Genomic DNA, 22,026 nt, shown 5'->3' with positions numbered 1-22,026 from the left:
AACGAACTCCACAGGGACTAATACGGACGACATGAATCGGCGACTGGCGATGTGGGTTTTGGTGGCGGGCTGCGCGCTGCTCGCCTCCTTCATCGCGCATGCCGCGTTTCTCGCGCTCGAACGCTCGCACGGCGTCGTCGTCGTGCTCGCCTACGATGCGCACAACTCGATCGCCAACGCGGCGCTCCTCGCCCTCGCACTAGCGGCGGCGTTCGTCGTCCGCCAGCTCATCGCCGGCTTGCGCGCGGGCGGCAGCGCCGAGCTGTTGCTGCCGGCCTTGTGGGGCGTGGTCCGGCTCGGCCTCGCGCGCTTGATCGGCGTGCTCGTCGGCCTGCAGCTCGCTTCTGGATTTTTCGGCCTGCTCTTCGCGCAGGCTGTCTCGCTCCACGGACGCGTGAGCCACATCTTCGGCCCGTCCGATCCCGTGGCGTTGACCGTGCAGGTTATCGTCGGCGCCGCAGTCGCGCTGGCGTTGTGGTCCTTCGCAAAGGCGGCGTGCAGCCACGTCCGCGCCGTCGCGCAGGCGGCGCTCGCATTCATCGACTGGATGGCTCGCCCGGCGCGGCCGAGCGTTGCGCATCAACTCTGCGAAATCACGCTGGGATCTTCCGTTCCGCCGCCGCCCGTCTTGGCGCGCGGCATCGCGAACCGGCCGCCTCCGGCCTTCTCAGCCTCTCCGGCATAAGCGCGTTGTAGCGGCGCATTGCGTGCCGCGCTGACGCGCCTCGATGAGAGCGTGAAGGCCGTTTTATATCATTTCGTCCGACGCGCCTCGACTCGAGGCCGGAGACTGCTTGACAAGTGTCGGCGGCGCTCCGGTCACTGACTGCCCGCCCGCGCCGGAGCGCCGCGACAGACCGCGCGTCTCGTTCGTGCAGAAATGGGCTGCACGAGCGCGACGCGCGGCTCATTTTGGCCGAGGACTGTAGCCCGCCGGGGGCGCGTCGCTCGTGCCGGCCGGTGGAGGCACCGGCGCGATGCCGATCTTCGCGCAATTCCACGGCGACGGTATCGACATCACCACGCTTTCGGGTATGAGCGCAGCCGAAGCCGGCAGCGGCTGCCGTTTGCCTTGCAGCCGTCCGAGATCGAACGCCCCCGACAGGTCGCCGATGCGAGGGTCGCCATCGCGCGGTCCTCGCGGCAGATACGGCTTCTCATCAGGTAGCGAGGCCATCGCGGGCAGACCGAAAACGGTCTCGACGAATTTCGGCACGGACGCCGTGTCGTCCATCTCGTGCACGATCGCACCCGATTTCGCGAACGGCGAGATCACGATCGCCGGAACGCGCGGGCCGTCGCCGCATGGCGCCGCATCCGGGCACTGCTCGAAGACGGGTGGCGGCACGTGATCCCAGTAGCCTTCGGAATCATCCCAGGTGATGATGATGGCGGAATCCTTCCAGTAACGGCTGCGCGCGATCGCGTTGACCATGTGGGCGACGAGCGCCTCGGAGATCTGCTGGTCGGAGTATGCGGGGTGATCGTCATCGCCGCGGAAGGCGCCGAGCGCGCGCAGCTGCGGATTCGCGGGTTCCAGTCCCAAGATATTCTTGAAGCCGCCCTTGACGAAGAACAACCCGCGATCCGGCAGCCTGCCCTCTTGAAGGTCGGTCTCGAACTGCCTGAGGTCGGCCAAATGGCGCAGCATCGTCCGGTTGGTCATGACGTAGCCGAAATATTGCGGCGCGTTGTGGTGCGTGATGTAGGTGAGATGCTTAGGATCGTTCGGGTCGGCATAACCCTCCTGGTACCAGGCCCACCCCACCGGGTCAGCTTGCGCTTTCGCGATCGCGCTCTCGTCTTGGCGCACGTCGTAGTTGTCGTTGACGACGGCGAGCGCGTCGCGCTGCTCGAGCTCGAGCAGCACGTTGACGAACGTCAGGTCCACCTGGCGATGCGCGTATGGCCTGCTCACGTTGAACGGCCCATAGTTCGGGAATAGATCGTTGACGACCGGCACGCCGGGGCCGCGGTCATCCGGGTCGGCCACTTGCTCGGGATGGCGGGCCGCTTGCGTGAGGCCGGTTTGGCCCGCGATGATCTCGATATTGCCCGGCGTCGATGGGCCGGTCATCCCTTGGAAGAAGCGATCGAACAGCGTGAAGCGATGCGCGTAGGTCCACAAGTACGGTATGGCGTCGCAGTCGATATGGAGCATGGTGGAGTCGCCCATCCCAGCCGCCATCGCCGGTGACGCACCCCTGCCCTGGTAGATGGCGGCCTCGGTCTCAACGAACCGGTCCATGCGCCCGCCGCTCATCTTCTTGACCAGCGTCTGGCGGGTATGGTCGACGTCCGCGACGTCGGGATCGGTTATCCGAAACGGCGTGACGTCCGTGCCGTCGACCGGATTCTTCTGCGTGAAGCCGTGCGCGCGCGCAGCGTCTGAGTAGACGCCGTCAGCGCCCGGATACGTGCCGAACTCGGAGTCGAACGAGTGGTTCTCTTGGTAGATGACGAAGACGTACTTGATCTTCGAGTGAAGCAGCGCTTGTATGGTCGCGTTTGGCATCGCTCCGGTGTGTAGTGCCGGGGCTTTAGCCCCGGTCTTCGAAGAAGCGCCCGTCAGCGCGAACGCCAGCCCGCCCATCACGAGCGCAGCGGCCAGCATCCTGCGCGCGCCGCTCATTGATTGAGATTAGCGGCGTTGTGCAGGTAGGCGTTGATGAACCCTTCGATTTTCGATTTGTCGACGCGGTCAAGCGTCGCCAAGCGCGTCCACGCGGTGAGCGCGATCTTATGTTTCATCCCGGAATACGGCGCCACGATCACTGCGAGACCTCCTTCTTCGGCGGCTTGAACGTCCGCGGGCAGGGGCTGCAGATGGTTTGACGGGACCTGCTGCGCATCGTATTCGTACGCGATCTGCGCCAACGCGGCCGCGACGTCCGGACATTCGCAATTGTATTGCAGCAGCACGTTGCCGTGCTCGAGCAGATGAACCTGCAGGAACTTCGGCAGCGGCGTCGGGCTCACGAACGTGTCGTTGAACAATTCTTTATGCGATCCCGAAGTCGGAGGGTCGGAGTTATAATGGAACGCGGTGGACTCCCCTTCGGCGAAATGCTTGTGTCCTTGCGCCGGGTAGTGCGTCCCCGGTACCACAGCGGGGGCGGCTTGCGCCGCCGAACCGGTCGCGCTCGCCGTGGCGGCCGGTGTTGCAGTTGACGAATCGGCGCCGCCTTTCGAACAACCCGTCAGTAACGCCGCCGATGCGACGATCGCGCATGAGAGGAACTGGAAGCGCATGGGCACGCCTTTCGTCACCCGGTGACGGGATTGTGCAAGTACGCGTTGATGAAGCGCATGATCTGCGCGCGATCCACCTTGTCCAGCGTCAGCAGATGCGTCCACGCGGTGACCGCGATCTTCGATTTCATCGCTGGGTAGGGCGCCAGGATCACGCCCGTGCCTTGCTCTTCGATGACGTGGACGTCGTCGGGCGTCGGCAGGTTGGCTTTTGAGGGCAGCAGCCGGTAGTCGTACGCTCCGGCGATATCCTTGAGCGCGGCCGCGACCTCCGGGCACGCGCAGTTATATTGCAGCAGCACGTTGCCGTGTTCGAGCAAATGGACTTGGATGTACTTGGGCAGCGGGCTGTCCGCGAAGAGCTGATCGGAGAAGCGCTCCAGGTGCATGCCGGAGGTCGGAGGATCGGAGTTATATTGGAAGCCGGCGACTTCGCTCGGGTCCTTTTTGTCGTGACCCGGATTGCCTTGGGATTTGACGAGAACGCCGATCACGACGCTCGAGTGCGGAACAGGCATCGCCATGGACTGCATGGGCGACGGTGTCGCCGGCGCCGGGGTCGCGCTTCGGTTTTGGGCTGCGACCGTGAGGTAGATGAGGACGCCCAGCGTGATCACGACCGCGGCGGCGAGCAGCAAGCCGATGAGGCGCCCGGCAGCGGGCGTCCCCGATCCGGGCTTTTTGGGCCGATTCTTTGACATGGCTGCGCACCATTCTGCCTCTCTTGCCGATAATACTGTTAACGTATTGGAGGTAGCGGTGGCATGCGTTATGCCGGCATTCTTCTCACGCTGTTAATCATCTCGATTTGGGCGGTGTGGACATTCGCGCATCTCGGCACCAGCGATTCCCACGACGTCGATTGGTGGTACGGTCATCCGGCCGAGCGCGCCGAGCGGCTCAAATGGTGCAACGAACACCCGCAGCAGCAGGATACCAGTGACTGCACCGTGCCTATCGCCGCGCAAACGCGGGCCGACATCGAGGGCCCGAAGTGAAGCTTAAGAACAGCGCGCGCACAGGCCGAAAAATTCCAGCTTGTGCTGCGTGAGACGAAAGCGCAGATTGCCGGCCAGCGAGCGCGCGAAGCCCGCCACCGAGCGGCAGGGAACGTCGTCGACCCGTCCGCAGCGGACGCAGACCGCGTGATGGTGATGTGAGATCGCGCAGAAGAGGTATGCGGTCTCGCCGTGCGCTTGCGGCGCGGCGCTGGCGGCCCCGATCCGCCGCAGGACCTCAAGCGTCCGGTACACCGTGGCGAGCCCGATGCGCACCTTTGCAGATCGCAGATGGTCGTGCAGTTCTTTGGGTGTGACGTAGCGCCGCAAATGCGCGAAGGCGGTGACGATGGCCTTGCGCGGCCCGGTGACGCGGCACGAGGCGCGCGTCAGTTCGCGGTAGACGTCGTCGAACTCAGGTCTGCCGCGCGCTCGGAGGGTCACGAGCGATTCCTTTGCGACGTGCGTCGCGCTTCGAGCACCGCGGTCAACAGCGAGCGCCGCTTGGGCGAGAAGACGAGCGCGAGGAAAAAGCAGGCGGTCGCGGTGAGCACGATGGTAGAGCCGGACGCCGCGTTGAGGTAGTACGATGCGTACAGACCGACGACCGCGGACACCACGCCGACGATTGCGGAAGCCGCCATCATCGGGCCGAAGCGGTCGGTCAGCTGGTAGGCGGTCGCGGCAGGCGTGACGAGCAGCGCCGCGACGAGCACGATGCCCGCTGCCTGCAGCGATACGATGATGGTCACGGCGAGCATCCCGAGCAGCAGGTAGTAAAGAAATCCCGTCGGCAGACCGCTCGCGCGCGCCATGGCCGGATCGAAGGACGCGAACAGCAGCTCCTTGTACAGCAGCGCCACGATCAGCAGCACGGCGCCAGTCAGCGTCGCCACCAAGATGATGTCGAGACGATCGACTCCCAACACGTTCCCGAATAGAAAATCCTGCAGATCGACCACGTAGTTGCGCACGCGCGACATGAGCAGCACGCCCAGCGCAAAGGCGGCGGTGAAGAGCACGCCGATGGCCGTGTCGACCGACACGCCTGCGCGCCGGCTGACGACGCCGATGCCGAGCGCGGTCAGCACGGCGAACACCAAGCCGCCCAGATAGAGGTTGATCTTGAGCAGATACGCGATGACGATCCCCGCGAACGATGCGTGAGCGAGGCCGTCACCGATGAACGAAAGGTTGCGCAGCACGACGTAGACCCCGACCACCGAACAGGTCAGACCGATAAGCGTGGACGCGATGAGCGCCCGCACCATGAAGTCCTGCTGCAGCGGCGCGAGCAGCCAATCCATTTAGTCTCTGCGGCCGGTGATCGCGCCGGCTTCGGGGATCAGGAGCACGTGGCTGCCGAACGTCGCGGAAAGCGTGGCGTCGTTGAGCACCTCGGCGGGCGGACCGAAGGCGATGATGTGGTGGTTCAAGCACAGCACTTTGTCGAACCATGTGGTCACGCACGAAAGATCGTGCGTGGTGGCGATGATCGTCATGCCGCGGCGTTGACGCTCCTCGAGCAGTGTGAAGATCGCGTGCTGGCTGGTCGCGTCCACGCCCGCGATCGGCTCGTCCAGCAGCATCAAGTCCGGGTCCTGCACGAGCGCGCGCGCCACGAACACCCTCTGCTGCTGACCGCCCGACAGTTGGCCGATCTGCGAATCCGCGCGATCCGCCATGCCGACTTCTTCGAGCGCGGCCAATGTGCGCTGCCGATCCGCTTCGTTTGGGCGTCTGAAGAGCCCGAGCCGTCCATACCGACCCATGAGCACGACGTCGAAAACCGTCACGGGAAACGCCCAGTTCACCGACTCGATCTGCGGCACGTAGCCGATGCGGCGATGATCCGGCGGCGGAGGCGCCCCGAAAACCGTCACGCTGCCGCATTGCGCCGGGTGCAAGCCGGCGATCACGTTGAGCAGCGTGGTCTTGCCCGAGCCGTTCGGACCGATGATCCCGATGAATTCTCCAGCGCTGACGGAGAACGTCACCGCGTCGAGCACGTCGCGCCCAAAGTAGCCGGCGCACACGTCTTCGAGCGCGACGACGACGCCGGGCGCGGCGACACTCGAATGGAATGCCTGGTGATCGCCATGGCGGTGCAAGTGGGGAGCGACCGGCGCGATCGCGTGGCTGTGATCCGCCGGCGCCTTGATGTCGGCAGGCGCGACGTGCGTGTGGTCGTGCGGATGCTCGGGTGTTTTGCTCATGTGCTCAATGCCTTGACGATTTGGGCGACGTCATAACGCAGCATGCCGTCATAGGACGACAGCTCCGGCGTCGTGCCCAGGGTGTCATCGTAGAGGTCCGTCACCGTGCGGATGCCCGCGCTCGTCGCCAACTCGTTCGCAAGTTTCGGCGAGAATTGCGGCTCGGCGAACACCGCGTTCACGTGATTCTCCTTCGCCGTCGCGATGAGTTTCGCTAGGTAGCTCGCGGAGGGTTCTTGTCCGGGCGATAGCTCGATGACCCCGACGTCGCGCAAGCCGTAACGGCGATCGAAATACAGCCAGGCGTCGTGGAAGGTGATCATGCTGCGTTTTTGCGGCGGGATGGTGCTGATCTGCTTGCGCACCCAGGCATCGAGTTGGCGCAGCCGCGCCATTTCGGCCCGGGCGTTGCGCGCGTAGTACGGCGCGCCTTTAGGGTCCGCGGCAGTCAATGCGGCATTGATCTTTCGGACGTACGCCTGCGCGTAGACCGGGTCCATCCAGAGATGCGGGTTGCCGCCCAAGCCGTCCGGAGTTCGCCCGGCCACCGGAAGTCCGGCAGACAACTCGACCCGGGTCACATGCTCGCCCGCCGCGCCTTTGAGGATCTTGGCGAGCCAGATCTCGAGGCCGGCGCCGTTCAGGAACAGCACCTGCGCAGCAGAGAGCTTGACCATGTCTTGGGGTGAGGGCTCGTAGGTCTCCGGCGACGCTCCGACCGGAACGAGGCTGTACACCAGGACGCGATCGCCCCCCACCGCTTCTACTAGCGACGCGAGCGTGGAGATGCTCGCGATGACCGTGAGCGCGTGCGAATCCTTTGGTCCGGTTGCTCGCTGCGCCGGCGCGCACCCCGCCGCGAAGATGAGCGCGCCGAGGAGCGCCGGCACAGCGCAATGCCGGGCCTTATCGAGAATCATTCTCGATAGGTTTGCTCCTTAGCCGACGAGAGCCTTTGCCCGGTAGTCGGCGAGGACGTCGCGCACGTACGCCCGCGTTTCCTGATATGGCGGGACACCCCCATAGCGCTGGACTGCGCCAGGGCCGGCGTTGTAGGCGGCCAGCGCGAGATCGAGCCGGCCGCCGAACTGATCGATGAGCCCGCGCAGCAGCTTGGCGCCGCCCTCGACGTTCTGCGCTGGATCAAACGCGTCCGAGACGCCCAGCGATTTTGCCGTGTCGGGCATCAATTGCATCAGCCCTTGTGCGCCGGCCTTGGAAACGGCCGTCGGGTCGAAAGCGGATTCGCGCCGCGCGACGGCGGCGAGCAGCGCCGGATCGAGCGCGTGGCGCTCGGCGGCGGCTCGGATAAGCCCGTCGTACGGACTGACGGTCGATTGCGCCTGACGCGCCGCCGTGCTTTCGAGCGCGCGCGGCGGCGGCGCCGCAAACCTGGCGCTCAAACGCTGCAACGTTTTAGCCAGCTGTTGCGAGAGGCTTTCAAAGCGCTTCTCCAGGTCGGCGATGAGCGTCGCGAACCCGCCGCTGACGCTGCGTGGTGTACCTTGAAGTCCTGCTTCTTCCAGCGTATCCGCTATTTCGCTTGAGTGGGATAGGTCGAGTTGCGCCGCGACCGGCGCCCTCCAGCCTGGTTGCGAGCTTCGCAGCGTGCTCGCGAGATCGGTCGGCGCGATGCCCATATGCGTCTCCTAGAAGCGGCGTTGTTCGCCTTTATATCACGCAGCAGTGCGCGATGGTCCAGTGGCGGCCTGGAGGCGGCCGGCGATATCCGCAAGCTCGGCGACCGGGTCGGGTGAGCTCTCGGTGCCTGCGCCGTCGAAGATCAGCCTTTCGATGTCGGGGCGCGCCGCAACGCACGCGTCCAGCCAAGGATCCGCACCTGGACGAAACGCCCCGATCGCGAAGAGATCTTCCGCTTGTTCCAGAGCGGCCAGCGCGTGGCGCACGACCGTCGCGGCCTGTTGATGCGCCGGCGTCGCGATGTCGGGCATCGAGCGACTGATGCTGCGCAGCACATCGATCGCCGGAAAGAGTCCGGCATCCGCCAATTTTCGGGAGAGCGCGACGTGTCCGTCCAGCAACGCGCGCAGCGTGTCCGTGACGGGTTCGAATGGGTCGTCCGCTTCGACGAGCACGGAGAAGACCGCGGTGATGGAACCGCCCGAAGCGCGCGCACCCGCTCTTTCGACGAGCCGCGCCAGCGCGCCGACGAGCGACGGAGGGTGGCCGCGTTGCGCGGGCGGCTCGCCGGCGGCCAGCGCCATCTCGCGCCACGCGGATGCGACGCGCGTCAGCGAATCCAACACGAGCAGCACGCGACGACCCCGCGCGCACAGCCACTCGGCTTGCGCAGCTGCGCTTTGCGCTGCGCCATAACGCTCCATCGGGCCCGAGTCGGAGGTCGCGCTGTAGATGCTGGTCGTGGACCACCGGCTGGAGCGCTCGAGGCGTCCGATCGTCTCCGCGGCTTCGCGAGCGCGTTCCCCTACGAGCGCCACGACGCGAGCGTCCACCTCCGCGCGCTCCACGATCCGGCGCAGCAAGCTCGTCTTGCCGACGCCTGCGCCCGCGGTGAGCGCGATGCGCTGGCCGTAGCCCAGCGGCGCGAACGCGTCCATAGCCGCTATCCCGGTTCGCAGCATGGCCTTGATGGGAGCGCGCTCATGCAGCGGCAGCGGCGGCGGCTCGATCGAGGCGACGAGTTTGGTCCCCGGCGCGTTGCTGCGACCCCACGCGTCGGCGGCGCGGCCGAGAAGCGACGGTCCGACGTACGCGCCGAGTCTTGCAAGCTGCGAGGTCGCGCGGGCGCCCGCGCTGACTCTGTCGGCGCGTTCGAGCGGCGTGCAGTGGGCGCCGCGCATGTCGATAGAATGCACGCGCGCGAGCAGCGGCCGGCCGGCGTCGCGGGCGACGAGAACTATCGTGCCCGGCTGGAGCGCCGGCACGCGCACAACGAGATGATCTGCCGCCACCGACTCGACGACGCCGGTGCGTACCCAACCGTCCGCCGCGTCGAAGCGCAGCGGTACGTCACGCATGTTCGCTCGCGGCCATTGCCAGACAAGCGGCGCGTTGCTCGATCGAGGCGCCGACCTTGCCTTCAGCGACGTCGACCTCGCATGCCCCGGGCTGCAGCGCGTCGTCCGCGACGATGTCCACGCCGGGGCGAGCAGATGCGTGCTTCGCGTCCTTGGGATGGAGTCGCACTACGGCGCTGCGCGGGCGGCCGCACGCTCGCAGAGCATCGTCCACGAATTGATCGATGAGGCGCGGATAGTGCGCGAGCGAACGACGCATTGCGCGGGCGCAAGCGATACCCGCAAAGCGCGCGGCTTCAAGCCGGAGCGTTGCGATGTCTTCGAGTTCGGCGAGCTCAACCGGCGGCGGGTCTGGATCCGCAGGCGGCGGATCTGGCGTAGCCTGCGCTGGAGCGTTCGGACCGGGATCGTCCTGAGCCGGTGTTTCGGCCCGCGCGTGCTCGATCTCGATGCGTGCGGCGACGAGTTTGCGCGGGCAAAGCGGTTCGAAACGCGCATCACGCACGTCGATCGCGTCTCAGCCACGTTTCGATCGTCGCGCGCCGCGCAGGGCTCGCCGATTGCAGCACGCGTTCGCGCGTCGTGCGCGGCACGTTTGACAGGACGTATGCCGCGGCATGCGGTGACTCCCGATCCAGCATGGCCCGCAAACGCGCCGTTTCCCCGTCCACGGGCGGCGTGCGGCGTGCAGCGGCGACGTGGGGCCAAGCAAAAAGACCAAGCAACGTCAACGCCACGGCGGCGGTCGCGGGCAGGATAGCGCGGACGAGCACGGGCCGCGGCGCCGCCGGTGTCAGCGTCACCGCAGCATGTGGCGCGAAAGGGACCGATTCCACGACCACGTCGTCGCCGGCCTGGAGGTCTGCTCCAGCGGCCGCTCGCACGAGCGCGGCGATCGTCTGCGTCTTGCCCGAGTCGACACGAGCGGCGTCAAGGAACACGGCGACCGACAGCGTCCCGATGGCATCGGGAGGCGACGTGCGACGCTCGACGACCGTATCGTAAGCGTAGTGCCGAGTGGTGCGCTCCTTATCCAACTTGCGACCGTTCTCGGTGCCGCGCTCGCGCCCCGTATCGGCGTCAAGAAGCCCATGCGGTGTCACCCGCGTGGTCTGCACGCTGTGCTCTCCGGGCGCCGCGCGTACGCTGACGCGCACGACTGCGACGCCGGAACCGAGCACGGCATCGAGCGCGCTTTGAACCGCGCCTTGCACGCGCAACTCTTTTGACGCGGAGCGATCTGCCACGACGTTCAGCACCGCGCCGGCGCCATCCACCACGGTGACGCGCTCCTCCGTGAGACCGGGGTACGCCGCGGCGACAAAGCGCCGGACGCCGGCTACGGTACTCGCGGACAAGTTCGCGCCCGGCTGAACGATCAACTGAACGCTCGCGCTCGGCGGCGTCCGCTGCGCTTGATCCGCGAACAAATCGCCCGCCGCCGGCGCGATGACGACGGATGCGTCCGCGACTCCGTCAACGCGACGCAAGCTTTCAACCAAGTCGCCCTCGATGCCCGAGCGGCGGCGATCGTCTACAACCGTTTGCGGAGTGAGCGGCCCGTCCGGGGTCTGGAGAACGTCGGCCGTAGTGGGCACGTAGCGGTGGGGCAAACCGGCCATGACGAGCTTCAAGAGAACATCCTTGCGCCGACCCGCGGCCACGTACACTTGCGTCCCCTGCGAACCCGTTTGAAACGGTTCGTTCCACAGCGTCAGCGCCTGGGCGACCTCACCTGCCTGCGTTGCGTGCAGCGGCGCGTCGAAGAGCGGCACGAATGCCGTGCCGCGCGCTATCGCGATGATGGCGGCGGCACACGCCGCGGCGGCCACGACTCCAGCACCGACCGGAGTCTTGCGCCGTCGGACCCATACCACGCATCGTTCCAGCACGCGCGGCAACGACGGCGGCAGGCGCGCCAGCATCGCTCTACACCTGGGTTTGCAGCAGCGTTGTGACGGCCGCGCTCACGCGCGATGCAGTCACGGCCGCTATTTCGAGCAACACGTCAGCCTTCGCACGCGCGACGGAGGCATCGGCGACGCTGCCGCGACCGAGCGCCACCGCGCCGGCCTGCGCATCGGCCGCGTCGAGCGCTCCGGCAACCGCGTCCAGCGCAGCGGCGAAACTTTGCGCGCCGCTACGCCCTTCCGGGAACCCCCCAGCGCTCGCTTGGAACATCGCATCCGGTGCGATACCCGAAGTCAGCATCCAGCCTCACGCCCTCTCGATGTCGACCGCCTCGATCTCCATTTGTTTGGCGGCTTGCAGCACGGCGATGTCCGCGTCGTATGCGCGCCCCGATGCGACGAGCCCAACCATCTGCGATACCGGATCGACCGCCTGCTCGCTGGCATCGACGAGGCCGGCGAGTCGCACGCCCGCGACTTGCGGCTCGTCGTCGAGCGAAACCGCAAATGCGTCAAGCGATGCGGAGTCGAGGGCTTGTGCGAACGGCGAGGCGGTCTCGAACACGGCCGCGCGCGCGTGGAACGGCGCTCCGATGCGCGCGGTGTTCGCGTTGGCAAGATTGTCGGCGATCAAATCCATTTGCATGCGCTGCGCGGCCATGCCGCTTGCCGCGATGTCGAATGCGGACTCCGGTCCGATCATCGGCGCGACTCTTCGGCGACGGTGCGCAATTCTCGCAGCATCGCGCGTTCTTGATCCGCAAGCGCGCGATAGGTCACGGAATTTTTCGCGGTCGCGGCCATCGCGTATTCGAGGCCGGCAGCCGGTCCGCCCGAAGCCAGTTCTTGCGTCACGGCGGCAAAACGCAAGCCCCCGGACTCAAGACCCGGTTCGATTGCCGGCGTCAGATCGCGCGGCACGAACCCCGGCGTGGCCGAGTTTGCGACGTCCGCCGCGAGCAAGCCGGCGCGCGCTTGCGCGAAACGCATACCTTGTTCGACCAGCGAGATCGCCGACGTGCTCATGCGGCTTAAGGTACGCGCCGCGCATGAGCGGATTTTGAACGCTGGATGACCAACTTCTTCAGAACCGTGCATCGATCGAACTTCTTCCGCTTCGCGACGCCTGCGCTGATCGCGCTGGCCATCGCCGTCGGCGCCGTGCCGGCGTCGAGCGCCGACGGCGTTGACGCCTCCACCCCGGTCCAGGTCGCGCTCCCCAGCGGATTCAGCTCGACCACCACGAGCGTCGAACCCGTTCCAGGGGGCAAGACGAAATTCGTCATCATCAATATGCTGCGCGTGCGCAACGCCAGCCGAACGGTCCCGCTGGACGTTCTCTACCGCAGGTTCTCGCTCGTCACCGACCAGGGCGACCGCTTCGACGTCAGCGCGCGGACCAAGTCGCTGCCGTTCTCGCTCTCCGAGGGGTCCCTGGGGCCGGGTCAAGGCGAAGTCGGCTCGCTTGCTTTTGAGGTGCCGGCGGGGGTCTTGCGTGCCGCCCTCATGTTCGATGCCGAGCAATTCGGGGTCAGTTACCCGACCCTTTACTAGGGTCCCCACACCCGGAAATGCCGATTATCCCATATAGATGGAACACGACCGGCGCGAGAATCCCTGGGAGAAGATCGCGGCCCGGCTCGATGAGGCGTTGGACGAGACGCGCAGCCTCACCGAACCGGCTCCTTCGACGCGCACCTCGTCGACCGCCACGAAGCTGCTCGACCTGCTCGCGCGCGCCCGCCGCGAGGTGCACGCCCGCGAATTGGAAGCCAGTGTAGCCTCGACCCGCGCGCAACGGCTGCAGGACGAACTCGAGCACCAGCAGCGGCGCGCAGACGTGTTGGCGCGCATCGGCAAGACCCTCAATGCCGTGCGCGACCTGCCGGTACTGGTGCAGTTGATCAGCGATCTCGCGGTTGAAGCGACGGGCGCGGAACGCGCTATCGTCCTGCTCCCCTCACGTCCGGACCAGCGCCCCGAAGGACGGCCTGAGCGACCAGAGCTCAGCGCAGGCACGAACCTCGATCCGCACATCATGACGAGGCCGGAATTCGCGGTGAGCCGCTGGATCATCGAGCACGTGTGCCACGACGGCATCCCGATCGTGACGACCGATGCGCAGAACGATCCGGTCGTGCGCGACGCGCCCAGTGTCCGCTCCCTGCATATCCGCTCGATCGTGTGCGTGCCCATCAATAACGGGAACATCGTGCTCGGGGCGATCTACGTCGACTCGCGCATCGGCGCCGACAATCCGCTCAATCACGATCCCGAACTGCTTGGGGCCATCGCCGAACAAGCCGCGATCACCATCGAGAACGCGCGCTCGTTTGAAGACCTGTCGCATGGTTTGGACGAGCTCTTCGCGCTCAAGTCGCAGAACGACGAGATCCTCGAGTCGATCGCGTCGGGCGTCGTGGTGCTTGACAAGCAGGACGTGGTGCGTCGATTCAACCGTGGCGCAGAGATGACGTTCGGCCTGTCGGCATCAAGCGTTGAGGGCCGGCATGCGCGGGCGCTCAACACGTGGCTGCCCGGATTCACCACGTTGCTGGAACAATTCCGGTCGACCACTGACGCGCGGACCAGAGTCGAGCTCACCGGGTCGCATGCCGAGCGCGGCCCGATCGTGCTCCAGTTGACCTTCTTCAGCATCCGCTCGCAGGCCGGCACGAGCGGCACTGCGATCGTGTTCAACGACCTCACCGCGAGTCGCGCGCTTGAATCCGCCAATCGCGCCCAACTCGAGAAGAGCGAGCGCATCGCGCGCTCCTTCGAGCGCTACTTGGCGCCGCACGTCGTCAACAGTCTGATGATGGACCCCGATGCCGTGCCGCTCGGCGGCACGCGCCTGATCTGTACGATGCTTTTCGCCGACATCCGCGGTTTCACCGAACTTTCCGAACGGCTGATGCCTGAGGAGGTGGTCGAAATCCTCAACCGCTACCTCGCGGCGACCGCGAACGTCGTCTTTGCGAACCTGGGCCTGCTCGACAAGTATTACGGTGACGGCCTGATGGCGGTCTTCGGGGCGCCGAGGCCTGCGGCCGACGACGCCCAACGCGCGGTCACGGCGGCTCGCCAGATCATGCAGCAAATCGAGCGCCTCAACGCCGCGCGCGGCGCCAACTGGCCGCTCGCCGTCAGCATCGGTCTGGCCACCGGCGACGTCGTGGCCGGCAACATCGGCTCCGAACAGCGCCTCGAGTACACCGTCGTCGGCAACGCGGTCAACCTGGCGTTTCGGCTGCAAGCCATCGCGGAACCTAGCCAGATCCTCGCCGATGCCGCGACCTACGAAAAGGTGCAAGGGCAGGTGACGGCAACGCGTCGTCAAGCCCGCATCAAAGGCAAGGTCGGGCCAACTCCGGTATACGTCCTGCACGGCTGATGAACGAAGCGCTCGCCCCGAAACCTTCCATCTCCAGCTTTAATTCGGCGCTCGACGAAATGCGCTGGTTCGAAAGCAGTTTGCTCAAAGCGCGCTTCGTCGGCATCCTCATCGGCGCCACCGTGTTCTTGCTCTTGCCGCTGCCTCAAGGCCGCTGGCTGCAGCTTGTCGGCGTTGTGGCGTGGTTCGCCGCAGGCCTCGTCGCCGCAGCCATCGTGCGGCGGGCGACGAGCGACGCCGTCGTAATTTGGACCGGTAGGTCACTCCTCGCGCTGGACTTCCTCATCGCATCGGGCATCATCGTGCTGTACATGGCGACGCTGCCCGATGTGTGGGGAGGTTTCTTGGTCTTCATCGTGATCGCCGCGGCCCGCGCACGCGTCAGCGGCGCCATTTTCATGGCGTCCCTTACCACGGTGCTGTTGACCGTCATGCGCGTGGTGCCCAACCTGCCTGAAACCGGGCACTGGGCGTCGCTGCTGGTCCAGCTCAGCGTGGCGTGGATCGTGGTCTTGACGCTCGGCGTCATTCTGCAAGCCGCGCGGCTCCAGCGCGACGCGATCGCGGAACAACGCGCGGCGCACGACCTCAATCTGGAGGAGTACGCGGCGATGAGCGAGGCGGCTCAGGCGCAAGCGCGCATGTTGCAACAGGTCATGGATCTGGCGGTCGTGCTGCTGCGCGAGCGCAACCTGCCCTCGCTGCTCGCGCGCATCTTGGAATCGACGCTACAAGTCTTCCGCTTCGAGTGCGGCGCGGTGTACGTGGCGCAACGCGACACCGAAACATACGTCTGCACGGCGACGATCGGCTATCCGCCGCAGATCGCCGAGCGGCTGCACGGACGCCAAGTCTCTTTTGCGCAGATGGGTCTGCGCATCGACCGGCGCTTTGCGATCCGCCCGGACGTCTACTATGCGCCGGTCGAGCGGCAGACGTGGCACACCGACCCGGAGTTCTGCCGCAATCCCGAAGCGCTCTACGAAGCGCGCCGCGAGACCGGCCGCTGGCACGAGGCCGACTTGCTGCTCTTCACGCTGCAGTCTTCCAGCGGCGAGATCATCGGCGTGCTGGCGGCGGACTCGCCGGCCGACGGGCGCGTGCCGTCGCAGCAGACGCTTGACGCCAGCGCAGTGTTCGTGCGGCTCGCCGCAGCTGCGATCGAGACCGTGCACTTGGTATCGGCCGAGCAGCGGCGCGCAGAAGATCTGAGCGAACAGAACGTGGCGATCCGGCGCATGCACGCCGACGCCCAGGCGATCGCGGAGCAACGGCGCGCTTACGCCCACCGCCTCGAGCGCATCCTCGACGTCTCTACTGCCATTTTCAGCGAGCACGACCTCGACACGCTGCTCAAACGCATCCTCAGACTGACGCTCGACATGTTCGGGTTTTCCGGCGGAACCATTTTGCTGCGCGACCCGATGAGCCACAAGTTCGTGCGCCGCGCAGCGGTCGGCTACTCGACCAACGTCGTCGGCGAGGAGATCCAGCCCCGCGAGGTCGAGGACAGCATGAACGAGCGCACGCGCGTGCGTGACACCTTCTACTATGCGCCGAAGGAGCTCGGCATCACGGGCGGCGTGACCCGCCATCCCGATCGCGCGTCATTGCCCCGAACCGCGGCCGGCGCTTGGCACGAAGATGACATGCTCATCTTCCCGATCTTCAATTCATCGGGGCGCACGATCGGCTTGCTCTCGCCGGACGACCCGAAAGATGGGCGCGTGCCCGGTGAAGAAACGGTGCGCACGATCGAGGTGTTCGCGCAGCTCGCCGGCATCGCGGTGGAAACGGCGCGCCTCAGAGCGGCCGCCCGCCAGCCCGTCTAACCGGGCTAAAGCCCCGGCACTACAAATCTATCTCTTGCTGAACTGGAAGCGTTTGCGAGCGCGTTTGCGCCCGTATTTTTTCGACTCTTTTTCGCGCGGATCGCGCGTCAGCAGGCCCGCCTTGCGCAGGATCGGGCGGAGGCTCTCGTCGGCTTGCACCAGCGCTCGCGCGATGCCGTGGCGGATCGCGCCGGCCTGACCGCTCAACCCGCCGCCGAACGCGTTGACGATGACGTTGAAACGCCCGACGCTGTTGGTCGCCTCAAACGGCTGACGCACGATCTGCATGAGCGTGGCACGCCCGAGATATTGATCCGCGGGTTTCGAGTTGACGGTGATCTCGCCGGTGCCGGGCAGGAGCCTCACGCGCACCACGGCGCGTTTGCGGCGGCCGGTGCCGCGCGGCACAGAGGATGGGGCGTTGACTGCCATTATATTCCTTTTAGCTGTTGCGGCTGCTGCGACATGTGGTCATGCTCCGCACCGGCGAAAACGCGCAGTCGTTTCATGCGAGGCGCGCGCAGTTTGTTGAGCGGGAGCATGCCGCGCACCGCCCACTCGATGAGGCGTTCCGGCCTGTCGTTCTTGATCTCACCTGCCGTGCGCGTGTACAAGCCGCCCGGGAATTGCGAATGCTGCCGGTAGAGCTTCGTCGTCAGTTTCTTGCCGGTCAGGTGGACCTTCCCGGCGTTGACGACGACCACGCAGTCACCGGTGTCGGCGTGAGGCGTGAAATCGGGCTTGTGCTTGCCGATCAGTACGCTCGCCACGCGCGTGGCTAGGCGGCCGAGGGTTTTATCCCTTGCGTCGACGAGGAACCAGGTCCGCTGGGCGGAGTTCTTGGACATCAAACGGGTGCGCATGTGAACCTCAGAAAATAACCTCCCGGCTGGGAGGGACACCTCATGATAAGCGAGCCGCGCGGTAGCCGTCAAGCAGTGCAGCGCTGTCCCTCATAGCGGTTCCCAGGCGTTTTGTATCCCGCACCAAAAAATGCCGGTGCATGGAAGACTTGACCCGCACCATCCGCGTGTTCCGCTCGAACTGGCAGATCCTGGTGCCGGTCATCATCGTCATCGTTTTCCTCATCGTCGAACACGCTATGAACCGGCACGAAAACCCGCACTGGCTGTGGGTCATCTTCGGCACGCTCGCGATCGGGCTCATCGCGGGCGGCGCGTATTTTCGGCGCCATGGCGTCATCGTCGTCGGTGCTGGGCTCGGCGTCGTCGCCGCCGTGCTTCTCTTCAACGTAGGCGGCGCCGCATTTTGGCTGTGGACGCTGGTCGCCTTCGTCATCGTGATCGCCGGCATTCTCCTCGCGCGGGAATGACGGCATGCTAGCCGCGCGTGATGTGCACCGCGCCTGCCGCGACGTGCCACATGACGAAAAGCGCCAGCCCCAGTCCGACATATTGCGCCCCGATCAGCCAGCGATCGAGCGTGGTGACCGGCGATGACCGGGAGAACAGCGGAGCCACCACCCAGCCGCCGTCAAGCGGCGGAATCGGCAGCATGTTGAACAGATTCAAGAAAAACGTGATTGAGGCGAGAGCGAACCAGAACGGCTGCCCTGTTTGGATCCCGGCGACGTAGCAGCCGAAGGCTCCCAACGCGCCCGCGGCTGGACCCGCCAGCGAGATCAGCGATGACATCTTGGTATTGCGCTCGAGGCCTTGCAGCGCGACGAATGCGCCCATGAACGGGATGAACACCGGGGCGCTCGGGTGCAATCCGTAGGCGCGGGCGGCGACATAGTGGCCCATCTCGTGCAGCAGGATGAGCAGCACGAAGCCGACCGCGAACGGCAATCCGAAAAACGGGATCCACAGCAGGATGGTGGCGAGCAGCGAGCCGGACGACAGCAGCAGCTTGCCCAGAATCGCGATCCACTTGAAGTTCAACAGCACGAGCAGCACGGTCTTGAATTTGACGGCGATCGCGATCAGCACCGCGCCGATGCCGACCAAACCGGCCCCCGTCTGCGAGCGCGTGCGCGGCTGCAGTTGAAATGACTGGGTTTGGTAGCCGGGGGGCAGCAGGTGCGAGTAGTCGGGCTGCGGTTGCGGGGCCTGAGGGTCGGAGTCGTTCACGTTCTTGCTATTCCGTGCGCGCGTGGGGCCGGACCTTTAGATCCGGCTAACTCCTCACGTGACGCGCGACCTTTAGGTCGCGCCGGAGCTAAAGCTCCGGCACTACACCGGGATCAGCAGGACCTCAAGGTCCTGCTCCACACAAGCAATGTTTCCGGCTGCTAAACCGGCGGATCGTACAACACGTATTCGAGGTAAAGCCCGTGCGCCGGCGCCGTGTGCCCGGCTTGCGTCCGGTCGCGCGATGCGAGGATGCGCGACATGTCGTCGGGCGAGCGCTTGCCGCGGCCGATTTCGACGAGCGTTCCGACGATGATGCGCATCATCTGATGAAGGAACGAATCCGACTCGATCAGCACGTCGATGAAATCACCGGATCGCTGCGCTTCGGCACGCTTGACGTCGCGCTTGGTTATGCCGCTCGCCGGCTTCTCGGCGCCGCAGAAAGCGGCGAAGTCATGCTCGCCCAACAACGCCTGCGCGGCGTGCCGCATGACGTCGGCGTCGAGTCTCGAGCGCACGTAGAACGCGCGGCGCTGATGCAGCGGCGAAGGCGCCAGCCGATTCAAAATGCGGTAGCGATACGTCCGCGAGAGCGCGTTGCGGCGCGCCGAGAATCCGTGCTCGCGTTCGACCGCGCGCAGCACGGCGATGTTCGAAGAACGCAACATGCCGGAAAGCGCTATCGGCATCCTTGCGATAGCCGCACTGGTCTCGAAGCTCACCACCTGCCCGGTGGCGTGGACGCCCGCGTCCGTTCTGCCGGCGCCGACGACGTCGACGCGATGACCGCAGAAGATCTCTAGCGCGCGCTCCACCTCGCCCGCGACGGTCGGCAATGCCTCCTGGCGCTGGAAGCCGTGCAAGTCGGTGCCATCGTATTCAAGGACGAGCGCGACTGTCCGCATCGCTGACCAATCGGATCTGCGTGACCACTGCCTGGGCCGCGGCATACAGTGGCGACAATGCGTGCGCGGCCGCTTGTATCGCCCGCTCATCGATCGCTTCCGATGCGCGCACGCTGTTTCGCGCGATGACGAAGAAGCGGACCTGACCCGGATTTGGAAGCGGGTAGCTTGTGGCTTCAGAGAAGCCGGCCGCACAATGCTTTGCCGCCGACAAGAACGCCTGTGCCGCCGCTCGGACCGCCGGCCGTCCTCCCATACCGAGAAAGCCGCCGCCGCTGCTGACGTACATGCTGACGGTGCCGTCCGCCATGGCTGCGAGCGTCGCGCTGCCGTTCGGATATGCCAGATCCATCAGGGCGCCCTCGACGCCGGCGGTGAGCGCGTTGTTCCGCAACTTCTCGTACGGATTCGGTGGAGGCATCTACTCCGGTCTTTGCAGCGGGAATAAAAGCACGTCGCGGATCGATTCCTGACCGGTGAGGACCATGATAAGACGATCCATGCCGAGCCCCAAGCCGCCGGTGGGCGGCATGCCGTATTCCAGCGCCTGCACGTAGTCCCAGTCAGGCTCCGGCGCTTCGGGGTCGCCTTTCGCACGATCCGCCGCTTGGGCGAGGAAGCGTTTGCGCTGATCGTCCGGATCGTTCAACTCGGAAAATGCGTTGACCATCTCCGAGTGTGCGATGAACAGCTCGAAGCGCTCGACCAGCTCCGGGTCGCGCGGACTGCGTTTCGCCAGGGGCGAGAGAATGACGGGCGTGTCGGTGACGAAGGTCGGATCGATCAAGTGGGGCTCGACCACGCGCTCGAAGAGCTTGTCGATGACGTGCGCGTGACTATCCGTCCGCGCGACCTCGACCTTAAGGCGCGTCGCTGCGGCACGCGCCCGCGCTTCGTCCAACAACTCCTCGCGCGGCAGACCGTGCTGCGCCGCCGCGTCCAGATATGCCACCCGGGCGAACGGTTTCGCGAAATTGATCGTCTCGCCGCGAAACGTCGTCTGGCCTTTGATGCCGGCCACGTCCGCGAGGTGGCGGATCAGGTCTTCGGACAGATGCGCCATCCCCTCCATGTCGGTGTAGGCCTCGTACAGCTCCAACATGGTGAACTCGGGGTTGTGCGTCCGGTCGATGCCTTCGTTGCGGAAGATGCGGCCGAGCTCGTAGACCTTTTCGATGCCGCCGACGATGCAGCGCTTGAGGTTCAATTCCGTGGCGATGCGCAATTGCAGCGGAATATCCAGGGCGTGCGAGTGCGTGACGAACGGGCGCGCATTGGCCCCGCCCGCCAGGCTGAGCAAAGCCGGCGTTTCGACCTCGACGTAGCCGCGCTCGTCCAAGAAACGCCGCGCGGCTGCGACGATGCGGCTGCGCGCGAGCATCGTGTCGAGCGATAGCCGGTTGACGATGAGATCCACATAGCGCCGGCGATAACGCGCTTCTTGATCGGTCAGACCATGCCACTTCTCGGGCAACGGTCGCAAAGACTTGGCCAGCACGGTAAGCTGCTTGACCGCGATGGTGAGCTCGCCGGTCTTGGTCGCGAACGGCTCTCCCTTCACGCCGACGATGTCGCCCCGATCGAGCTGGTCGGTGAGCTCGAACTGCGCGCCGAGCGATTCGGCGTTCAGGTAGATCTGGACGCGCCCGCTTTCGTCCGCGAGATCCGAGAACACCGATTTTTTGCCCATGCGGCGCAACGGTCCGAGCCGTCCGGCGAGCGCCGCGCTCGCACCGCTGTGCTTGCCCGCCTCGAGTTCGCCGTGCGCCGCGCGAAGCGCGGCCGCCGTGTGCGTGCGCTCGAACTTCGTATGCAAGAACGGATCGTGCCCGGATGAACGCAGCGCGTCGAGCTTGGCTCGACGCGCCTTGATGAGCTCCGCTTCGGCTGCGCCGACCTCCAGCTCGTCGCTCACTTCACCTTGGCGCGGCCGGATTTCCGGTTGGCCTTGATCGACACGACGCGCAGCTGCACATCGCCGCTCGGCGTGGTGGCGCTGACGGTTTGGCCGGGCTTGGCGCCCACGAGCGCTTGGCCGATCGGCGAATCATTGGAGATCTTCGAACGCATCGGGTCGCTTTCGGCGCTGCCGACGATGGTGTATTCGTGCTCCGTGCCGGCGGTCAGATTCTTCACCTTGACCGTGCTCGCAAGGTGGACTTCGTCGGCGCCGCCCTCGCCCTCGGTGATGATCTTCGCGCCGCGGATCATCGCTTCGAGCTTCATGATGCGGCCCTCGATGAACGCCTGCTCCTGCTTGGCGTCCTCGTATTCCGCATTTTCGGAGATGTCGCCGAACTCTTTGGCTTGGCGGATGCGGTCGTTCACCTCTTTGCGGTGGACGGTCTTGAGCTCGTCGAGCTCGGCCTCCAGTTTCTTCAGCCCTTCGGCGGTGACGACGGTCTCTTTTTCTTGCATGGTATT

At 65.7% G+C, this 22,026-nt stretch carries 27 protein-coding genes; 6 read left to right on the top strand and 21 right to left on the bottom strand.

Going from position 1 to position 22,026, the window contains the following annotated elements; genetic code table 11:
- Positions 1–31: 31 nt before the first annotated feature.
- Positions 32–685, top strand: coding sequence for a hypothetical protein (locus tag VN934_06785; GenBank protein ID HXM18503.1), 654 nt, complete (start codon positions 32–34; stop codon positions 683–685).
- Between the two features lie 222 nt (positions 686–907).
- Here the strand turns inward: VN934_06785 and VN934_06780 are convergent, their stop codons facing one another.
- Genes VN934_06780 through VN934_06770 form a run of 3 tightly spaced genes read right to left on the bottom strand, consistent with a single transcriptional unit; the run spans position 908 to position 3,953 of the window.
- Entirely contained in the window at positions 908–2,632 is a 1,725-nt protein-coding gene (locus VN934_06780) for an alkaline phosphatase family protein (GenBank protein HXM18502.1), read from the bottom strand.
- Positions 2,629–3,270, bottom strand: a complete 642-nt coding sequence (locus tag VN934_06775; GenBank protein HXM18501.1) for a DUF3105 domain-containing protein — start codon at positions 3,268–3,270, stop codon at positions 2,629–2,631. The genes VN934_06780 and VN934_06775 overlap by 4 nt, the downstream gene beginning before the upstream one ends.
- Positions 3,267–3,953 carry a DUF3105 domain-containing protein gene (locus VN934_06770; protein ID HXM18500.1) on the bottom strand — a complete coding sequence of 229 codons (687 nt, stop codon included), beginning with the start codon at positions 3,951–3,953 and terminating at the stop codon, positions 3,267–3,269. Before VN934_06770 ends, VN934_06775 begins: the two co-directional genes overlap by 4 nt.
- A gap of 63 nt (positions 3,954–4,016) precedes the next feature.
- Between VN934_06770 and VN934_06765 the strand changes: the two genes are divergently transcribed.
- Positions 4,017–4,250: a hypothetical protein gene (locus VN934_06765; GenBank protein ID HXM18499.1), complete on the top strand. Its 234-nt coding sequence runs from the start codon at positions 4,017–4,019 to the stop codon at positions 4,248–4,250.
- A gap of 3 nt (positions 4,251–4,253) precedes the next feature.
- On the opposite strand, the gene VN934_06760 is transcribed toward VN934_06765, so the two are convergent.
- Genes VN934_06760 through VN934_06710 form a run of 11 tightly spaced genes read right to left on the bottom strand, consistent with a single transcriptional unit; the run spans position 4,254 to position 12,401 of the window.
- Positions 4,254–4,694, bottom strand: coding sequence for a transcriptional repressor (locus tag VN934_06760; protein HXM18498.1), 441 nt, complete (start codon positions 4,692–4,694; stop codon positions 4,254–4,256).
- Positions 4,691–5,557 (bottom strand): metal ABC transporter permease, encoded by an 867-nt coding sequence (locus tag VN934_06755; GenBank protein HXM18497.1) that lies wholly within the window; start codon positions 5,555–5,557, stop codon positions 4,691–4,693. The genes VN934_06760 and VN934_06755 overlap by 4 nt, the downstream gene beginning before the upstream one ends.
- A complete protein-coding gene (locus VN934_06750; protein HXM18496.1) occupies positions 5,558–6,466 on the bottom strand; it encodes a metal ABC transporter ATP-binding protein in 909 nt (302 codons plus the stop codon).
- Positions 6,463–7,386: a metal ABC transporter substrate-binding protein gene (locus VN934_06745; protein ID HXM18495.1), complete on the bottom strand. Its 924-nt coding sequence runs from the start codon at positions 7,384–7,386 to the stop codon at positions 6,463–6,465. Before VN934_06745 ends, VN934_06750 begins: the two co-directional genes overlap by 4 nt.
- An 18-nt stretch (positions 7,387–7,404) precedes the next feature.
- Entirely contained in the window at positions 7,405–8,106 is a 702-nt protein-coding gene (locus VN934_06740; protein HXM18494.1) for a lytic transglycosylase domain-containing protein, read from the bottom strand.
- A 36-nt stretch (positions 8,107–8,142) separates the two neighbouring features.
- Positions 8,143–9,465 (bottom strand): hypothetical protein, encoded by a 1,323-nt coding sequence (locus VN934_06735; GenBank protein HXM18493.1) that lies wholly within the window; start codon positions 9,463–9,465, stop codon positions 8,143–8,145.
- Positions 9,458–9,970, bottom strand: coding sequence for a FliH/SctL family protein (locus VN934_06730; GenBank protein ID HXM18492.1), 513 nt, complete (start codon positions 9,968–9,970; stop codon positions 9,458–9,460). The genes VN934_06735 and VN934_06730 overlap by 8 nt, the downstream gene beginning before the upstream one ends.
- Entirely contained in the window at positions 9,963–11,390 is a 1,428-nt protein-coding gene (locus tag VN934_06725; protein ID HXM18491.1) for a flagellar M-ring protein FliF C-terminal domain-containing protein, read from the bottom strand. Before VN934_06725 ends, VN934_06730 begins: the two co-directional genes overlap by 8 nt.
- 4 nt (positions 11,391–11,394) lie before the next feature.
- Positions 11,395–11,676, bottom strand: a complete 282-nt coding sequence (locus VN934_06720) for a hypothetical protein (protein ID HXM18490.1) — start codon at positions 11,674–11,676, stop codon at positions 11,395–11,397.
- A 6-nt stretch (positions 11,677–11,682) separates the two neighbouring features.
- Positions 11,683–12,078, bottom strand: a complete 396-nt coding sequence (locus VN934_06715; GenBank protein HXM18489.1) for a flagellar basal body protein — start codon at positions 12,076–12,078, stop codon at positions 11,683–11,685.
- On the bottom strand, positions 12,075–12,401 hold the full coding sequence (locus VN934_06710) for a hypothetical protein (GenBank protein ID HXM18488.1): 327 nt from the start codon (positions 12,399–12,401) through the stop codon (positions 12,075–12,077). The genes VN934_06715 and VN934_06710 overlap by 4 nt, the downstream gene beginning before the upstream one ends.
- 45 nt (positions 12,402–12,446) lie before the next feature.
- On the opposite strand from VN934_06710, the gene VN934_06705 reads away from it, so the two are divergent.
- Genes VN934_06705 through VN934_06695 form a run of 3 tightly spaced genes read left to right on the top strand, consistent with a single transcriptional unit; the run spans position 12,447 to position 16,601 of the window.
- Positions 12,447–12,929 (top strand): hypothetical protein, encoded by a 483-nt coding sequence (locus tag VN934_06705; GenBank protein HXM18487.1) that lies wholly within the window; start codon positions 12,447–12,449, stop codon positions 12,927–12,929.
- Positions 12,930–12,966: 37 nt separating this feature from the next.
- The gene (locus VN934_06700) at positions 12,967–14,769 is read left to right on the top strand and encodes an adenylate/guanylate cyclase domain-containing protein (protein HXM18486.1); all 1,803 of its coding nucleotides are present in this window, start codon (positions 12,967–12,969) and stop codon (positions 14,767–14,769) included.
- Positions 14,769–16,601: a GAF domain-containing protein gene (locus tag VN934_06695; GenBank protein ID HXM18485.1), complete on the top strand. Its 1,833-nt coding sequence runs from the start codon at positions 14,769–14,771 to the stop codon at positions 16,599–16,601. The genes VN934_06700 and VN934_06695 overlap by 1 nt, the downstream gene beginning before the upstream one ends.
- A gap of 27 nt (positions 16,602–16,628) precedes the next feature.
- Here the strand turns inward: VN934_06695 and rpsI are convergent, their stop codons facing one another.
- Together rpsI and rplM are read right to left on the bottom strand one after the other, a co-directional pair.
- A complete protein-coding gene (rpsI, locus tag VN934_06690; GenBank protein ID HXM18484.1) occupies positions 16,629–17,033 on the bottom strand; it encodes a 30S ribosomal protein S9 in 405 nt (134 codons plus the stop codon).
- Complete coding sequence (rplM, locus tag VN934_06685; protein HXM18483.1) at positions 17,033–17,464, bottom strand: 50S ribosomal protein L13; 432 nt, start codon at positions 17,462–17,464, stop codon at positions 17,033–17,035. The genes rpsI and rplM overlap by 1 nt, the downstream gene beginning before the upstream one ends.
- A 140-nt stretch (positions 17,465–17,604) precedes the next feature.
- On the opposite strand from rplM, the gene VN934_06680 reads away from it, so the two are divergent.
- Positions 17,605–17,934, top strand: a complete 330-nt coding sequence (locus tag VN934_06680; protein HXM18482.1) for a hypothetical protein — start codon at positions 17,605–17,607, stop codon at positions 17,932–17,934.
- A 7-nt stretch (positions 17,935–17,941) separates the two neighbouring features.
- On the opposite strand, the gene VN934_06675 is transcribed toward VN934_06680, so the two are convergent.
- The 5 genes from VN934_06675 to greA all read right to left on the bottom strand — a co-directional run bounded on the left by VN934_06675 (position 17,942) and on the right by greA (position 22,020).
- Entirely contained in the window at positions 17,942–18,694 is a 753-nt protein-coding gene (locus VN934_06675) for a site-2 protease family protein (protein HXM18481.1), read from the bottom strand.
- Positions 18,695–18,855: 161 nt separating this feature from the next.
- Positions 18,856–19,602, bottom strand: coding sequence for a tRNA pseudouridine(38-40) synthase TruA (truA, locus tag VN934_06670; protein ID HXM18480.1), 747 nt, complete (start codon positions 19,600–19,602; stop codon positions 18,856–18,858).
- On the bottom strand, positions 19,577–20,023 hold the full coding sequence (locus VN934_06665; GenBank protein ID HXM18479.1) for a hypothetical protein: 447 nt from the start codon (positions 20,021–20,023) through the stop codon (positions 19,577–19,579). The genes truA and VN934_06665 overlap by 26 nt, the downstream gene beginning before the upstream one ends.
- Positions 20,024–21,517, bottom strand: a complete 1,494-nt coding sequence (gene lysS / locus VN934_06660) for a lysine--tRNA ligase (protein HXM18478.1) — start codon at positions 21,515–21,517, stop codon at positions 20,024–20,026.
- The gene (greA, locus tag VN934_06655) at positions 21,514–22,020 is read right to left on the bottom strand and encodes a transcription elongation factor GreA (GenBank protein HXM18477.1); all 507 of its coding nucleotides are present in this window, start codon (positions 22,018–22,020) and stop codon (positions 21,514–21,516) included. Before greA ends, lysS begins: the two co-directional genes overlap by 4 nt.
- Between the last annotated feature and the right edge of the window lie 6 nt (positions 22,021–22,026).

Origin of the sequence: Candidatus Tumulicola sp. (assembly GCA_035601835.1) — a bacterium.
In the GTDB taxonomy this organism is placed as follows: domain Bacteria; phylum Vulcanimicrobiota; class Vulcanimicrobiia; order Eremiobacterales; family Eremiobacteraceae; genus DATNNM01.
This window is presented reverse-complemented; position numbering and strand designations above follow the sequence as displayed.

Excerpts from the sequence above, each read along its gene's own strand:
- VN934_06700 (HXM18486.1), top strand. The coding sequence starts at position 12,967 with ATGGAACACGACCGGCGCGAGAATCCCTGGGAGAAGATCGCGGCCCGG.
- VN934_06780 (HXM18502.1), bottom strand. The coding sequence starts at position 2,632 with ATGAGCGGCGCGCGCAGGATGCTGGCCGCTGCGCTCGTGATGGGCGGG.
- VN934_06735 (HXM18493.1), bottom strand. The coding sequence starts at position 9,465 with ATGCGTGACGTACCGCTGCGCTTCGACGCGGCGGACGGTTGGGTACGC.
- truA (HXM18480.1), bottom strand. The coding sequence starts at position 19,602 with ATGCGGACAGTCGCGCTCGTCCTTGAATACGATGGCACCGACTTGCAC.
- VN934_06740 (HXM18494.1), bottom strand. The coding sequence starts at position 8,106 with ATGGGCATCGCGCCGACCGATCTCGCGAGCACGCTGCGAAGCTCGCAA.
- VN934_06745 (HXM18495.1), bottom strand. The coding sequence starts at position 7,386 with ATGATTCTCGATAAGGCCCGGCATTGCGCTGTGCCGGCGCTCCTCGGC.
- VN934_06725 (HXM18491.1), bottom strand. The coding sequence starts at position 11,390 with ATGCTGGCGCGCCTGCCGCCGTCGTTGCCGCGCGTGCTGGAACGATGC.
- VN934_06750 (HXM18496.1), bottom strand. The coding sequence starts at position 6,466 with ATGAGCAAAACACCCGAGCATCCGCACGACCACACGCACGTCGCGCCT.
- VN934_06695 (HXM18485.1), top strand. The coding sequence starts at position 14,769 with ATGAACGAAGCGCTCGCCCCGAAACCTTCCATCTCCAGCTTTAATTCG.
- greA (HXM18477.1), bottom strand. The coding sequence starts at position 22,020 with ATGCAAGAAAAAGAGACCGTCGTCACCGCCGAAGGGCTGAAGAAACTG.
- VN934_06770 (HXM18500.1), bottom strand. The coding sequence starts at position 3,953 with ATGTCAAAGAATCGGCCCAAAAAGCCCGGATCGGGGACGCCCGCTGCC.
- VN934_06705 (HXM18487.1), top strand. The coding sequence starts at position 12,447 with ATGACCAACTTCTTCAGAACCGTGCATCGATCGAACTTCTTCCGCTTC.
- VN934_06715 (HXM18489.1), bottom strand. The coding sequence starts at position 12,078 with ATGATCGGACCGGAGTCCGCATTCGACATCGCGGCAAGCGGCATGGCC.
- VN934_06710 (HXM18488.1), bottom strand. The coding sequence starts at position 12,401 with ATGAGCACGTCGGCGATCTCGCTGGTCGAACAAGGTATGCGTTTCGCG.
- rpsI (HXM18484.1), bottom strand. The coding sequence starts at position 17,033 with ATGGCAGTCAACGCCCCATCCTCTGTGCCGCGCGGCACCGGCCGCCGC.
- VN934_06680 (HXM18482.1), top strand. The coding sequence starts at position 17,605 with ATGGAAGACTTGACCCGCACCATCCGCGTGTTCCGCTCGAACTGGCAG.
- VN934_06765 (HXM18499.1), top strand. The coding sequence starts at position 4,017 with ATGCGTTATGCCGGCATTCTTCTCACGCTGTTAATCATCTCGATTTGG.
- VN934_06720 (HXM18490.1), bottom strand. The coding sequence starts at position 11,676 with ATGCTGACTTCGGGTATCGCACCGGATGCGATGTTCCAAGCGAGCGCT.
- VN934_06755 (HXM18497.1), bottom strand. The coding sequence starts at position 5,557 with ATGGATTGGCTGCTCGCGCCGCTGCAGCAGGACTTCATGGTGCGGGCG.
- VN934_06785 (HXM18503.1), top strand. The coding sequence starts at position 32 with ATGAATCGGCGACTGGCGATGTGGGTTTTGGTGGCGGGCTGCGCGCTG.
- rplM (HXM18483.1), bottom strand. The coding sequence starts at position 17,464 with ATGCGCACCCGTTTGATGTCCAAGAACTCCGCCCAGCGGACCTGGTTC.
- VN934_06665 (HXM18479.1), bottom strand. The coding sequence starts at position 20,023 with ATGCCTCCACCGAATCCGTACGAGAAGTTGCGGAACAACGCGCTCACC.